This is a genomic window from Shouchella sp. JSM 1781072 (genome assembly GCF_041949915.1).
Classification (GTDB): domain Bacteria; phylum Bacillota; class Bacilli; order Bacillales; family Bacillaceae_D; genus Shouchella.
The window spans coordinates 107,654-121,199 of the sequence record NZ_JBHFQE010000001.1; the positions used below are offsets into that span (position 1 = coordinate 107,654).

The following is a 13,546-nucleotide window of genomic DNA, read 5'->3' on the forward strand; positions in this document are numbered from 1 at the left end:
CCCTCATTCTTATGTTGTCATATGATATGATAGTGACATTAATCAGGAAAGTAAAGGGGTTTTTAGGATGAAACCAATCATTTTAACGGGATTTGAGCCTTTCCTTGACCATGAAGCAAATCCAAGTCAGTGGGTAGTAGGGGAGTTAGATGGAAAGGTGATTAATGGCGTGACCATAAAGGGAGAAGTTCTGCCTGTTTCATTTAACCGAGCCAGTGAAACATTGGCACGCATCGTTGAGGAAACGGATCCTGCGGCTGTTGTCATGCTAGGGTTGGCAGGGAATCGGACAGCGATCTCTCTTGAACGAGTTGCGATTAATATTATGGATGATCCGGGAGATAATGATGGGGTTCAAAGGAGAGATTGCTTTATAAAAGAAGAAGGAGCGGCTGCGTATTTTTCAACGTTGCCTTTACGAGAAATGGAAGCGGCGATTCTTCCGTATGATGCGAGTGTGTATGTATCGAATACAGCTGGTACCTATGTGTGTAATGCGTTGATGTACGGAACGCTTCACGAGATGAATCGAAAGAATGAAACAGTCCCTGCTGGTTTTATCCATATTCCGTTTACGAATGAAATCAAACAAGGTATGCCCCTATCCAATGATCAGCTTCTGAAAGCGATAGAGGCATCGATTCATGCATTAGTTTCTCACGTATCAGCGTCTGTTTCTAAATAGACGCTTTTTCCTTGTTTGGTTTCGCTTTGCCCGTTTGTTAATTCCGTCATCCATTCGAGATAGGCGTCAACATTGTTTGCTTCAACATATACATGGATGGTAACAAGGTCTGCGTATGTGATCTCTTTTAATTGGTAAAGAGACTGTCGAATTTCATTTTCAATTTTTCCGAGCCATGTATAATCAATGGTTGTTTCCATTATATAGCAAAGGGTGCGATTCACAACGCCAACGTGATTTAAGCCTTCACTTACGGAACTACCATATGCACGAATGAGTCCACCTGCTCCTAATTTAATCCCGCCAAAGTAACGAGTCACGACGACAGCCGTGTCTTTAAGTTTTCTTTTCTTTAAGACTTCTAGCATAGGTACACCGGCTGTTCCACTAGGCTCTCCGTCATCGTTTGCTTTTTGGATAAGATCTTGTTCACCAATTAGATAAGCAGAGCAATTATGCGTGGCATTCCAGTGCTCTTTTTTGATTTCTTGAATAAAGTCAAGCGCTTCTTGTTCTGTTTTTGTCCGTTTAAAATGAGCAATAAATCGCGATTTTTGAATGACGATTTCGTGATTGCCACGCTCTTTAACCGTTTTATAGTTCTCTAGCAATGGGTTCCCTCCATTATAATTTTTATATTTTTACATATTGGCGAAACCGTGATGTAATACTGGTCTGATAGTATAGGCGATATTCTCTACTACAGAGAAAAAGATCCCGTTCTTTTACGATATTCGTCTTTCTTTCTCCATCGGATAGTGTAAGATAAGAATAACGGAAAGTGGCTTAATTTAAAAGCGGAAGGCTTGAGCTAACCTACACCATTGTTTTAATAAAAAAGTGGGGATTTGAAATGGAAGAAGTAAAAGTTCTGAATCAGATTATTTCTCAGACTATAGATACAGTTTCAACAAGTAGAGAAAAGATTTTTGAGATTGGCGAACGATCTAGAAATGAACATGCCTATTTAAGCAAAGAGCTTGAGCAGACAAAGCAGAAAGTTGTCGAAGTCATTGACAAAGTGGACAAGTCCTCTTTACATGCAAGGCATGCAAGAAATCGCTTAGCAAAAGTAAGCAAAGAATTTCAAAGCTACACGAACGAAGAAGTGAGGGTAGCGTATGAGCAAGCTAGTGAATTTCAAGTCGAAATGGCCGTTCTGCAACAAGAAGAAAAGCTATTGCGAACAAGAAGAGATGACATTGAACGTCGCTTAAAGAATTTACAAGATACGATAAGTCGTGCGGAACAGCTATCTGTCCAGATGTCGGTTGTGTTTGATTTTCTGTCGAGCGATTTAAAAAAAGTTGGAGAAATTATTGAAGATGCAAAGGAAAAGCAATCATTTGGGTTGAAGATTATAGAAGCTCAGGAGGAAGAAAGAGGTCGATTATCCCGTGAAATTCATGACGGACCGGCGCAAATGATGGCGAACGTTATGCTACATTCAGAATTAATCGAACGAATCTACCAAGAAAAGGGCATTCATGAAGCATTAAAAGAAATTCGCGGTTTACGAAAAATGGTCCGATCTTCATTAGCTGAAGTAAGAAGAATTATTTATGACTTACGTCCGATGGCGCTTGAGGATTTAGGCTTAATCCCGACGCTTAGAAAATATTTAGAGAATATTGAAGAGCGACATGGATTAACGGTTCATTTTAAACATTTAGGCATTGAAACTCGACTTGAACAACACTTTGAGATAGCTGTTTTTCGACTTATTCAAGAAGCCGTTCAAAACGCGATTAAACATGCAAACCCAACTGAGGTACTAGTGAAAATTGAAATGAAACGAAACAACGTAATGGTGGTCATAAAAGATGATGGCGTTGGGTTTAACCCTTCGACTAAAAAAGACTCTTCGTTTGGCATTATTGGCATGAAAGAAAGAGTGAATATGTTAAATGGCGCCATTACGATTCAATCGGAAATAGAACAGGGAACAAATATTTTAATTCAACTACCTGTAACAACAGTCTAATAACGTAGTAGTTTACGAGAGGTGAATCCAATGATAGTACAAGAAACGGATGAAATAAGAATCGTGATTATAGATGATCACCCATTGTTTAGAGAAGGAGTAAAACGAATCTTATCAATGGAACAAAATTTTAATGTTGTAGCGGATGGAGAAGATGGATCACAGGTCATTGATCTTGTTCGTAACCATCGACCAGATGTGATTTTAATGGATATTAATATGCCCAAACTTAACGGTGTGGAAGCAACGAAAGAGCTTGTGAAAGTGTTTCCGAAAGTAAAGGTACTGATCTTATCGATTCATGACGATGAGTCTTACGTGTCGCACGTATTGCGCACCGGTGCATCCGGCTATCTGTTAAAAGAAATGGATGCAGAGTCACTTGTAGAAGCTGTCAAAGTTGTGGCGACAGGTGGTGCTTACATTCACCCGAAAGTAACGTCAAATTTAATTAAAGAATACCGTCGTTTGGCCAAACAGGATGAGAAGCACCAAGATTCAGTAGGCTATAGGGAAGTCGAATATCGTAAGCCATTGCACATTTTGACAAGACGTGAATGTGAAGTGCTTCAACTCATGACAGACGGTCAAAATAACCGTGCTATTGGCGAATCCTTGTATATAAGTGAAAAAACGGTAAAAAACCATGTAAGTAATATTTTGCAGAAGATGAATGTAAATGACCGAACACAAGCGGTTGTTGAAGCAATTAAAAAAGGATACGTCATTGTTCGCTAAGAAACGATATTATTTCTCGGGAAATTCTTCGGTTATTTCTTGAATATCAGATCTATTTCCGCTAAATTTAAGTGGAGTGACTGACTGTAGAAAAGCGAGGAACAAATATGATAAAGACCGCAGTAATTACGGACACGACGGCCTATTTACAAAAAGAGACGATTGAAGCGCTTCAAATTCATACCGTTCCATTAAGCGTAAATTTTTCAGATGGCTCATTTCGAGAAGGAATTGACCTTACTACTGAAGAATTTTATCAAAAGCTGGGAGAAGAAGAGGCATTGCCAACAACGTCACAACCGGCAATAGGAGAATTTGTCGAGCTCTTTGATCGTCTTGAGCAAGAAGGGTACACAGATGTCGTTTGCATACATCTTTCTGCCAAGATAAGTGGTACTTTGCAAACGGCATTATCTGCTGGTGAAATGAAAGAAAACCTAACCGTCTATGGCTTTGACTCCAAAATCAGTTGTTCTCCACAAGGTTTCTACGTACGTTCAGCTGCGAAATTAGCGCTAGAAGGTAGCAGCGGCTCTGATATTATTCAGTATTTAACTACGCAGCAAGAGCAAGTACGTGCCTACTTCATGGTACATGATTTAAATCATTTACGAAGAGGCGGACGATTGAGTGGAGCTCAAGCTGTATTTGGAAGTTTATTACAGATCAAACCAATTTTGCATTTTGAAGATGGGCAAATTATGCCTTTTGAAAAAGTCCGTACGGAAAAAAAGGCTTTAAACCGCATTTTAGATTTGCTTTTTGCAGATTTACAAAAAGGCAACGTAAGCGAGATCGCTGTAATCCATGCGAATCGGCCTGAAGGTGCAGACATGTTAAAAGAAAAAATTCTCTCAGCTTACCCTCATGCTGATATTGAAATAAGCTATTTTGGACCAGTAATTGGTACGCATCTTGGACCAAGTAGTTTAGGTATCGGCTGGTGTTAATCCATGTCGAGGAGGTAGAGTGTTGACAAGCGATGACGTTCAAAAGATTAGACTGTTTTTGTACGATCGATGTATGTTATCGAGCGAATGGCCATTTTCGAATGAATTACTCATTCAAGCAATTGAAAAAGAAGTCATTCAGTCAGAACCAACATTAGTGCAAGAAAATGGTCAATGGACATGTAAACGGTGCGGAAATGAGAAACAAACGCTTTTTTACGCGCACTATTGTTATCATTGCCAGTCGCTTTGTACCTATTGTCGACATTGTATTGAGATGGGAAAAGCTTCTTCCTGTACACAGCTTCTTACTTGTAGCGCTACACAGTTACGTTACAAGCCGCAAGAAAATAGCTGTCGTTGGGAAGGAGTACTTTCTTTTCACCAAGAACAAGCAAGCATTCAGCTTATAAAAGCTGTTGAACAGCAAAATCAAACCCATTTAGTTTGGGCTGTATGTGGCGCTGGAAAAACGGAAATTCTATTCCCAATGATTGAAAAAAGCCTGCAACTCGGGATGCGCATTGGAATCGCGACACCGCGAACCGATGTGGTGAAAGAATTAAGCCCACGCTTAAAGGAAGCGTTTCCATCGATTAAGCAATCCAGCCTCTATGCAGGAAGTCGTCAAAAGAACCCCCTTGCTCAACTCGTTATCGCAACCACCCACCAATTGCTTCGCTATCATCACGCTTTTGATGTGCTTATTATTGATGAAGTGGATGCATTCCCCTATACGTATGACCGCTCCCTACATTATGCAAGTTCTCGTGCTAAAAAACCTCATGCAACCACAATCTTCTTAAGTGCTACACCGTCAAAACGAATGTTAAATACTCCTTCTATAACAGTGACAAAGATTCCCGTTCGATTTCATGGGAAACCAATTCCTCAACCGCGTTTTCAATGGATTGGCAATTGGCAGCGTCGATTCAATAAAGGTAGTCTTCCTCCTATTGTCCATCAATGGCTTATGAAGCATGACGATAAACCTTTATTACTATTTTTCCCATCAATTGAGATGTTAAAGAAATGCTCTTCCATTCTCCATAGTCTTCGTATTAAACATGAGTTTGTTTATGCAGGAGCCACTGAACGTCATAAGCATGTTCAAGCATTTCGCGAAGGAAAGACAAACTTGCTTTTAACGACAACCATTTTAGAGAGAGGTGTGACAGTGGAAAATTTACAAGTAGCTGTTATCGGTGCGGAACAACCGATTTTTGATGAAGCGTGTCTCGTTCAAATTGCAGGGAGAGTGGGTAGAAAACAAGCTTTTCCCGATGGCGATGTGGTTTATTGGCACTATGGCGTGACGCATTCAATGATGAAAGCGAAGCGCCACATTCGGCAAATGAACAATGAGGGGAAGAAATGAGTACCTGTTTATCCTGTCATTCACCTTTTTTTCAAGAAGTATCGATTCAATCACTATTTTCTTTAAAACAGTCACCGCTTTGCATGAAGTGTTCAAGCCAATTAATGCTTTGCCAGGACGGGTGTATCAGGTGTGGGAAGCCAACGCGCTTTGGTTCATTTATAGAGGAGGAGTGTCGTGATTGTATTTGGTGGAGGAAACTTCTCGGACAAGATGTTCTTCAACGCAATCAATCCCTTTATGAGTACAATGATTTTTTGAAAACATTGCTTTCGACATATAAATTTAGAGGTGACGTAGCAATTGGGCATATTTTCACAGAGTCATTGCTGAAGATTATTAGCGAACACGATCAACAATTCGTTGTTACGACGGTTCCTCTTTCGCCTTTAAGAATGAAAGAGAGGGGATTTAACCAAGCAGATGAACTTTTAAAAAGAGGACAAATACACCACTGTTTAATGAGGATTTCAACAGACGATAACAGAAAACAGAGTAAAAAGACCCGGTATGAGAGAATCAATTTATACCAACACAATCCTTTTTCACCTATTCCAGAAGAAAAGTCGTATATTAAAGGTAAAAAATATTTAATTATAGACGATATATATACTACAGGAGTAACTGTACGGATGGCGGCAAAAGCCCTGCTCGAATCAGGTGCTGAGTCCGTTTCCTCCTTAACAGTTGCTAGAGCGATTTAAGGTAGGGGATTAGTGTGAGCGAACTAGCAAATTGTATGAATTGTGGAGCACTCTTTGTTAAAGTTAATCAAACAATTTGTGTAGAGTGTCAGTCGGAAGAAGAGCAGTGGTTACAAGTCATTAGTGATTATTTGAGGCAGCACGAGGATCAACGATTTACGCAACACCTGCTCATGGAGAAAACAAAGATTCCATTTAAATTTTTGCAATCGCTGATTCGCTCCGGCAGATTAAAATTATCAAGATTTCCTAATTTAGAGCATTACTGCGAACGTTGTAACGAACTAACGCAAGAAGAGCGCTTTTGTCATACATGTTTAAGTGAATTAAAAAAGGAATTAAGTGAATACGAACAACAAAAGCATAGTCAACAACAGCTTAGTGGTGAACGTATACGTAATAAACCGTTAAACCATACTTTACAAAATAACTGTTAATGGAGGTCGCTTATGAAAATCCATTCTTCGCAATATATTGGTGCAAGTGAACCATATAAAAATCAAATGAAGGCAACCAATAAAGCAGAACCTAAAAACGATAAGGTTGAAATTTCAAAAGAAGCATTGGAATTAAGTGCTCAATCGAATAAAGCGAAAGAAACTCGTTTACAAGAGTTAAAAGAAAAAATTCAAAATGGAACATATGAAATGCAGCCAGAAAAAACGGCTCAAGCCATTTTAACTGCGTGGAAAGGTGCGGAAAATCCTAAATGAGTGAAGCCCTAGTTAATCAAATGATTGATGTACAAGATACGCTAGTTGAACTGGCTATTCAAAAGGAACAAGCTTTAATTAATAACGAACTTGAGTCGTTACAAATGATCGTTAGAAAAGAATCGACTCTTGTAACAAAAGCAAATGCATTAGAAGAAAAAATGCGGTCAGAAGTTGATTTGACTGATTACACGCTTAAGCCGCAAAAAGAACGATTGGTTACAGTGTTGCTGGATTTAAAAAAGCAAAACGAACGAAATACGTTGCTATTGAATGACTCGCTTGCATTTGTAAGGGGTTCACTGCAATTGTTCCAGAATGATCGATCGGTTTATACAAAGGAAGCAAAATCAAAGGCTGAAACCTTATCAATCTTTGATTCAAGAGCGTAAGGGGGTGTCTACTTGTCGACTTTTTTAGGAATGGAAACGATGAGAAGAGCGGTTGCGGCAAATCAAACAGCGTTACAGACGGTGGGGAACAATATAGCGAATGCTGGTACACCAGGATATTCGCGGCAAAGAGTGAACATGCATGCTACACCAGGGTATCCTGGATCGGGACCATTTGGGCAACCGATTATGGAAGGGCGTGTAGGTACTGGCGTTGGAATTGATCGAATTCAACGAGTGCGCGATCAATTTTTAGATCAACAGTTTCGATTAGAAGCCCATGTTTCAGGATATACAGGCGTTCAAAGCAGAACGTTCAGTAGACTTGAAGATTTATTTAATGAGGCGCCTCATAATGAAGGGGATTTAGGAGGACTTTCGAGTCAACTCAATGGTTTTTTTAACGGCTGGAGAGAGATTGCTGCTGGACAAGATAGTCAGGCAGTGTTGATTGAACAATCTGAAGCCGTAATGGACACGTTTGATTCTTTAGAGAAAGCGTTTCAATCTGAAATCCGTTTACTCGAGCAAGAGCAAGACATCACCGAAACGAAGATAAACGATTTACTCGCACAAGTCGCAGATAATAATGCTGCGATCAAGAAAATAGAAGAGAATGGACAAGCTGCAAACGAACTTTATGATCAGCAAGATCTGTTAATCGACGAGTTGGCAACTTTGATCCCGATTGAAGTAAGCCGATCAAGTTCGCAAAAAGGGCACGAAGGTAGTTATGATATTAAACTATTAAACAGTGACGTTGTGTTAGTAGATGGACAAGCATCTGCAGATTCATTTTCTCCTTTTACCTTTTCTGTAGAAAATCAAAACGGTGAACCTGCGTTGATAGTCAATGGTGAACCGTATAGTGACGTGATTAGCGGGAAATTTCTTGGAATTGATGCTTCTATAGCTAACGTTGAAAAAGCAATTGAAACGATGCAAGATCTTAGAGGTCAGCTTATTGAAGATGTGAATGGCATCTTGCCTAATTTTTTTGATGAAGCAAGCCGGCGTGTCTCAACTGATTTTATTGAAAATCCCAATCTTTTAAATGTGAATAAAGAGACGGCACAGCGTATCGCAAATCTTAGTCAAGAAAATGATTCTGTGACGAAACAATACCAGCAGTTTATGAGTGAATTAGGCGTGGAGACACAAAGCGTACAGAGGAAGGCCGAGGCAGCTCAGGCTCGATTACGCAACATTGATGGAAACCGCATGTCGATAAGCGGCGTTTCGTTAGATGAAGAACTGACAATGTTGGTTCAGTTCCAGCATTCCTATAATGCGGCTGCTCGGGTAATGACGGCAATGGACGAAATGCTTAACACCGTTATTAATGGAATGGGCGTAGTTGGACGTTAAAGGGAAGGAAATGATGAAATGAGAGTTACACAGTCTATGTTAACGGCAAATACGTTGCACTATTCACAAGCAAGCTATCAAAGACTTTCTACTTTACAAGAACAATTAAGTACACAGAAAAAAATCACACGGTTTTCGCAAGATCCTGTTACAGCTGCTAAATCAATGCAATTTCGCGAATCAGCTGACCAAATTCAACAGTATAAGCGTAATATGAGTGAAGCACACAATCGATTGGATCAAAGTGATACATCCCTACGAGAAACGAATAGTATTTTAACGAGAATTCGTGAATTGGCGATAAAAGCATCAACGGATACATATGGTGAAGACGAACGAAAAAGCATTGCTCAAGAAGTTGAGCAATTGACAGACCATCTGCTCACAGTAGCAAATACAAATATTGCAGGAAACTATATTTTTAATGGTGAACAACGGGATCGTGCGCCAATAGAAAAACTTGACCCATCCACGGTTACAAGCGATCAATTTAATAACAATACAATGATTTATTTTAATGGCTCGACATATGCCTATCAAGAAAACGGTACGTTTGAAAATGAAGAAGGTGCGCAAGTTCAATTTCAAGACGGGCAATGGTTTTCTGGTGAAAATTCTATTCAACCGGAAGAAATGCGAATGATGAATCATCAATTTGCTTCTGCAGCATTTGAATTAGAACTTCAGCAAGGCGTAAAGATCACGGTTGGAGCTGATGCTCATCGTTTGTTTACAACCGATATGTTTAATGAATTGTATCAATTTCAACAAGCGCTTGCTGATCCAAATATTGAAGCAGAAGAGTTAAGTGCTTTTGTTGGTAAGGTAGACGGTCACTTAAGAACAGCGGCAGATATAAATGGGCAACTTGGAGCACGAATGAACCGGGTTGATTTAATTGAAGATCGGCTAAATACGCAAGCATTCTTACTAGAGAAAGTTAAATCTGAAAACGAAGACGTTGATTTCGAAGAGACGGTTATGAAATTATTAGTCGCAGAAACCGTTCATTCTGCTGCACTAGCAGCAAGTGCACGAGTCTTGCAACCTTCATTATTAGATTTCTTAAGATAGGTGGTTTCCATGCAAGTTGAGACAAATTATTTAGGCACAATTGAAATCGAACAAGCGGACGTGCTCCATTTTCCAAATGGGCTCCCCGGTTTTCCTTTAGAAAATGAATTTGTATTAATTCCGTTTCCACAAAGTGACTTCTTTCTCTTACAATCAACCAAAGGAAAACACGTTGCTTTTGTCTGTTTAAATCCATTTTCAATCTGGCAGGATTATCGGATTGAGCTCGATCAAAATACAATTGACCAGTTAAAGATTGAAAAGGAAACCGATGTCGCTGTATTTGTGCTGATTACGGTTAAAGACCCCTTTTCTACGTCAACGGCGAACCTTAATGCACCACTTGTCATGAATACGGTTAGCCATTTAGGTAAGCAGCTGATCTATGAAGCGCAGTTGTATCCATCAAAAGCGTTACTCGCAGGTAAGGGAGGCGAATAAATGCTTGTTCTCTCACGAAAAATCAATGAATCTATTTGCATTGGCGATCATATTGAACTGACTGTTTTAGAAGTAAGTGGTGATCAGGTCAAGATTGGCATCCAAGCACCAAAATCGGTCGATATTTTTCGAAAAGAAATCATTGAAGTGGTCGAAAAAGAAAATAAGCAAGCTGTCGAATCCTTATCTATTGATTCACTTAAAGCGTTAATAGAACAAAAGAATCAATCGTAAGTTTAGCTAGTATGATTTTTCAAAAGGTGGCGATATAAGGTCCATGGAAATTCATTCAGCAGGAAACCATTCATTTTTAAGCGATCCTCTTTACCGTGTTTTGGATAGGAACCAAAACCGAACAGAAACAGAGAACACCCTTGCGACTGATGAGCAAAAGGTAAAGAAACGTGCCTTATCTTTCCACATTCATTCTGATCTTGGTCGGGTGTATGTGAAAGTTGTGGATTCGGACACCGAGGAAGTTGTTCGTGAAGTTCCACCTGAACAATTACTGAATCTTGTTGCATCAATGATGAAGTCAGCAGGATTAATAATCGATCGTCAAGTATAAAAAGAGGTGAAGAAACGATGCGACTATCAGGCTTATCATCGGGGCTAGATATCGATCAAATGATGAAAGACCTCATGCAGGCAGAGCGGATGCCTGTAAATAAATTAGAAAAACAAAAAACAGAGCTTGGTTGGAAAATGGACAACTACCGAGATATCAATTTAAAGCTACGCGCTCTCCATACATCAATGTTTGACTCCGTTATGCGTGCATCCTCCATGCAAAGGCGCTCGGTTTTGTCATCGAATCAAGCGGTTGTTTCAGCTACGGCTTCTTCTAATGTTGGAAATACGAGTTTTACAATTAATGAAGTAAAGCAATTAGCTACTTCCACTACTTCAATTGGTCGACCGATTTCAAAACAGAACTCGAGTGAACCTGTCTCCAATCAAACGTCGATTAAGGAATTAGCTGGGGATGAAATGGAATGGGTTTCTGGAAGAAAAGCACGAGCATCTGTTCAAGTTAGCGAGGATAAGACGATTTCATTAACGCAGCCCTTAGCGGATGGTGCAACACATATTTTGGTTCAAGGCAAAGCATATGAAGTTGTAGCCGACCAAGGTGCTCCTTTACAACAAAATCAAGTTCGTTTAGACGATTCCGGGACCGTTACGTTTCATGATGACGTATCGTTGTCGTCACAAGTACAAGTAGAATACATTGCAAAAGCTGAAAATGAAGAGCAAGCACAGCGCTATACGTTTTCATCCCTTTCTGTCATGGCAAATGAAAAAGGGGAGTTCCACACAACATCCTTTTTCTTTAATGAAGCTGATACGATTCAAAGTGTCGTGACAACGGTCAATCAATCAAAAGCAAATGTATCGGCTTTTTTTGATGACCATAATAAAAAGCTTGTGTTGACGAATAAAGATACCGGGACATTTAATACGTCAGAAAATGAATTTGCCTTTAGCGGTGGGTTGTTTACGTCTGCCTTTGGTCTAGATGAAGTGACAAACGGTCAAAATGCAATTTTTACTATTAATGGTCTTGATACGGAAAGACGGAGCAATACATTCGCCATAAGTGGCATGACGATAACGCTTAAAGATGTGTCAACCCAACCCATTACGCTCACTGCGTCTACAGATGTTGACTCGATTTATGAAACGATCACATCCTTTGTAAAAGAGTATAACGAGTTAGTTGACTTTATGAACGGCAAAGTCAATGAACGCTACTATCGTGATTATGATCCTTTAACAGATGAGGAAAGAGATGCATTATCTGAAACGGAAGCAAAAAGATGGGATGAACGAGCGCAAAGTGGCTTGTTACGAAATGATTCACTTTTGCAAACGAACATGAACCAAATGAGGAATAATGTGTATAAAGTAATCCCTACTGGTGGTTCGTTTACACATCTATCGCAAATTGGCATTACGACGACGAGAGACTATGCGGATGGTGGAAAGTTAGAAATCAATGAGGATAAGTTAAGACAAGCGATTGAGAATGATCCTGAGGGTATCTTCACGCTATTTAATGGAAATCAAGAAACTGAAGGAATCGCTCAGTCCATGAGGCGAGACTTACAACAATCTATGTCTGCAATTGCAAGAAGAGCTGGAGGTTCAGAAGGATTCCATGAATTGCACCAGTTTACGATTGGGCAACAAACTCGAACGATTGATCAGCAATTAGAAAATTTCGAACGTCGGTTAGAGCAAAAAGAATCAAGATACTGGCGTCAGTTCACGGCCATGGAGAGAGCGATGCAAATGGCAAATCAACAAAGTGAATCGTTATTTAACTTGCTTTACAACAATTAAGGGAGGCACTGTATGCTAAAACAAGCGACGTACAAACAACAATCCGTCCAAACAGCCTCTCCGGGAGAATTAACGCTTATGCTTTACAATGGCTGTCTGAAACAACTGAGAATAGCAGAAGAAGCCATTGAAGCAAAACAGTTTCAACAAAAAAACGAAGCGTTAACAAAAGCAGAGGCGATTGTAAAGGAGCTCATGATTACTCTAAAAACTGACAGTGAAGTTGGCCAAAATATGATGCGAATGTATGAGTATATTCACCATCATTTAGTTGAGGCGAATATAAAAAGCGATGTATCTTCTTTACATGAAGCAAAACAATATATGCTGGAATTTCGAGATACGTGGAAAGAAGTTATTCGGTTGGAGCGCCAGCAACGTTATGGAGGAGCTGACGTAAATTGACAACGGTAGAAAAGAACTTGGCGGCGCATACCACGAACCTTGTTACCCACCTTTCTAATGGCTTACCTAATGAGGATCTTGATCGAGATGGTTACATTGAAGAGCTGATGCGTTTACTAGAAAATCGACAAAACGTCATTAATGAGTTAATCAAGCAAGACGCACATGAGCCGTTGAATTTAACAGAAGAAAAGCGGATCAAAGAGCTTCTTTCAACTCAGCTTGAAGCAATAAAAAAAGAGATGAGTCGATTTACCAAGCAAAAAGAAGGGCGTCAAAGATACCAGCAGGCATATGGAAGAAGCCAATCCGGCGTATTTTTAGATAAAAAAACGATATAAATGAAATGTGAACATGCGCTAGTTTGT

18 protein-coding genes are annotated in these 13,546 nt (G+C 39.7%); 17 read left to right on the forward strand and 1 reads right to left on the reverse strand.

Annotation, left to right across the window (positions count from 1 at the left end):
- Window positions 1-67 precede the first annotated feature (67 nt).
- Window positions 68-685, forward strand: a complete 618-nt coding sequence (locus ACE1TH_RS00540; RefSeq protein ID WP_375078210.1) for a pyroglutamyl-peptidase I — start codon at window positions 68-70, stop codon at window positions 683-685.
- Here ACE1TH_RS00540 and ACE1TH_RS00545 read toward each other — a convergent pair.
- Window positions 658-1,296 (reverse strand): YigZ family protein, encoded by a 639-nt coding sequence (locus tag ACE1TH_RS00545; protein WP_099301739.1) that lies wholly within the window; start codon window positions 1,294-1,296, stop codon window positions 658-660. The genes ACE1TH_RS00540 and ACE1TH_RS00545 overlap by 28 nt on opposite strands.
- Before the next feature lie 242 nt (window positions 1,297-1,538).
- On the opposite strand from ACE1TH_RS00545, the gene ACE1TH_RS00550 reads away from it, so the two are divergent.
- From ACE1TH_RS00550 to ACE1TH_RS00625, 16 genes are all read left to right on the forward strand, one after another.
- Window positions 1,539-2,669 (forward strand): sensor histidine kinase, encoded by a 1,131-nt coding sequence (locus ACE1TH_RS00550; protein WP_099301738.1) that lies wholly within the window; start codon window positions 1,539-1,541, stop codon window positions 2,667-2,669.
- Between the two features lie 30 nt (window positions 2,670-2,699).
- Window positions 2,700-3,407, forward strand: a complete 708-nt coding sequence (locus ACE1TH_RS00555) for a response regulator transcription factor (protein ID WP_081762106.1) — start codon at window positions 2,700-2,702, stop codon at window positions 3,405-3,407.
- A 110-nt stretch (window positions 3,408-3,517) separates the two neighbouring features.
- Entirely contained in the window at window positions 3,518-4,357 is an 840-nt protein-coding gene (locus ACE1TH_RS00560; RefSeq protein WP_099302165.1) for a DegV family protein, read from the forward strand.
- Between the two features lie 22 nt (window positions 4,358-4,379).
- Complete coding sequence (locus ACE1TH_RS00565) at window positions 4,380-5,735, forward strand: ATP-dependent helicase ComFA (RefSeq protein ID WP_375078211.1); 1,356 nt, start codon at window positions 4,380-4,382, stop codon at window positions 5,733-5,735.
- Window positions 5,732-6,439, forward strand: a complete 708-nt coding sequence (locus tag ACE1TH_RS00570; RefSeq protein ID WP_375078212.1) for a ComF family protein — start codon at window positions 5,732-5,734, stop codon at window positions 6,437-6,439. Before ACE1TH_RS00565 ends, ACE1TH_RS00570 begins: the two co-directional genes overlap by 4 nt.
- Window positions 6,440-6,453: 14 nt before the next feature.
- The gene (locus ACE1TH_RS00575) at window positions 6,454-6,876 is read left to right on the forward strand and encodes a hypothetical protein (protein ID WP_099301735.1); all 423 of its coding nucleotides are present in this window, start codon (window positions 6,454-6,456) and stop codon (window positions 6,874-6,876) included.
- Between the two features lie 12 nt (window positions 6,877-6,888).
- Entirely contained in the window at window positions 6,889-7,152 is a 264-nt protein-coding gene (locus ACE1TH_RS00580; protein WP_099301734.1) for a flagellar biosynthesis anti-sigma factor FlgM, read from the forward strand.
- Window positions 7,149-7,544 carry a flagellar export chaperone FlgN gene (gene flgN / locus ACE1TH_RS00585; protein ID WP_099301733.1) on the forward strand — a complete coding sequence of 132 codons (396 nt, stop codon included), beginning with the start codon at window positions 7,149-7,151 and terminating at the stop codon, window positions 7,542-7,544. Before ACE1TH_RS00580 ends, flgN begins: the two co-directional genes overlap by 4 nt.
- A gap of 12 nt (window positions 7,545-7,556) precedes the next feature.
- Window positions 7,557-8,912, forward strand: coding sequence for a flagellar hook-associated protein FlgK (flgK, locus tag ACE1TH_RS00590; RefSeq protein ID WP_375078213.1), 1,356 nt, complete (start codon window positions 7,557-7,559; stop codon window positions 8,910-8,912).
- Between the two features lie 18 nt (window positions 8,913-8,930).
- Window positions 8,931-9,986 (forward strand): flagellar hook-associated protein FlgL, encoded by a 1,056-nt coding sequence (flgL, locus tag ACE1TH_RS00595; RefSeq protein ID WP_375078214.1) that lies wholly within the window; start codon window positions 8,931-8,933, stop codon window positions 9,984-9,986.
- A 9-nt stretch (window positions 9,987-9,995) separates the two neighbouring features.
- Entirely contained in the window at window positions 9,996-10,427 is a 432-nt protein-coding gene (gene fliW, locus ACE1TH_RS00600) for a flagellar assembly protein FliW (RefSeq protein ID WP_099301730.1), read from the forward strand.
- Entirely contained in the window at window positions 10,428-10,661 is a 234-nt protein-coding gene (gene csrA, locus ACE1TH_RS00605; protein ID WP_099301729.1) for a carbon storage regulator CsrA, read from the forward strand.
- A 43-nt stretch (window positions 10,662-10,704) separates the two neighbouring features.
- Window positions 10,705-10,995 carry a flagellar protein FlaG gene (locus tag ACE1TH_RS00610; RefSeq protein WP_099301728.1) on the forward strand — a complete coding sequence of 97 codons (291 nt, stop codon included), beginning with the start codon at window positions 10,705-10,707 and terminating at the stop codon, window positions 10,993-10,995.
- 17 nt (window positions 10,996-11,012) lie between these two features.
- A complete protein-coding gene (gene fliD, locus ACE1TH_RS00615; RefSeq protein ID WP_375078215.1) occupies window positions 11,013-12,773 on the forward strand; it encodes a flagellar filament capping protein FliD in 1,761 nt (586 codons plus the stop codon).
- Between the two features lie 12 nt (window positions 12,774-12,785).
- Complete coding sequence (fliS, locus tag ACE1TH_RS00620) at window positions 12,786-13,178, forward strand: flagellar export chaperone FliS (RefSeq protein ID WP_099301726.1); 393 nt, start codon at window positions 12,786-12,788, stop codon at window positions 13,176-13,178.
- Entirely contained in the window at window positions 13,175-13,519 is a 345-nt protein-coding gene (locus ACE1TH_RS00625) for a flagellar protein FliT (RefSeq protein ID WP_375078216.1), read from the forward strand. The genes fliS and ACE1TH_RS00625 overlap by 4 nt, the downstream gene beginning before the upstream one ends.
- The last annotated feature ends 27 nt before the right edge of the window (window positions 13,520-13,546 follow it).

Bases quoted from the DNA above. Each gene is read 5' to 3' on its own strand.
- ACE1TH_RS00540 (WP_375078210.1), top strand. From the start codon at position 68: ATGAAACCAATCATTTTAACGGGATTTGAGCCTTTCCTTGACCATGAA.
- ACE1TH_RS00550 (WP_099301738.1), top strand. From the start codon at position 1,539: ATGGAAGAAGTAAAAGTTCTGAATCAGATTATTTCTCAGACTATAGAT.
- ACE1TH_RS00555 (WP_081762106.1), top strand. From the start codon at position 2,700: ATGATAGTACAAGAAACGGATGAAATAAGAATCGTGATTATAGATGAT.
- ACE1TH_RS00570 (WP_375078212.1), top strand. From the start codon at position 5,732: ATGAGTACCTGTTTATCCTGTCATTCACCTTTTTTTCAAGAAGTATCG.
- ACE1TH_RS00580 (WP_099301734.1), top strand. From the start codon at position 6,889: ATGAAAATCCATTCTTCGCAATATATTGGTGCAAGTGAACCATATAAA.
- flgN (WP_099301733.1), top strand. From the start codon at position 7,149: ATGAGTGAAGCCCTAGTTAATCAAATGATTGATGTACAAGATACGCTA.
- flgL (WP_375078214.1), top strand. From the start codon at position 8,931: ATGAGAGTTACACAGTCTATGTTAACGGCAAATACGTTGCACTATTCA.
- fliW (WP_099301730.1), top strand. From the start codon at position 9,996: ATGCAAGTTGAGACAAATTATTTAGGCACAATTGAAATCGAACAAGCG.
- csrA (WP_099301729.1), top strand. From the start codon at position 10,428: ATGCTTGTTCTCTCACGAAAAATCAATGAATCTATTTGCATTGGCGAT.
- ACE1TH_RS00610 (WP_099301728.1), top strand. From the start codon at position 10,705: ATGGAAATTCATTCAGCAGGAAACCATTCATTTTTAAGCGATCCTCTT.
- fliD (WP_375078215.1), top strand. From the start codon at position 11,013: ATGCGACTATCAGGCTTATCATCGGGGCTAGATATCGATCAAATGATG.
- fliS (WP_099301726.1), top strand. From the start codon at position 12,786: ATGCTAAAACAAGCGACGTACAAACAACAATCCGTCCAAACAGCCTCT.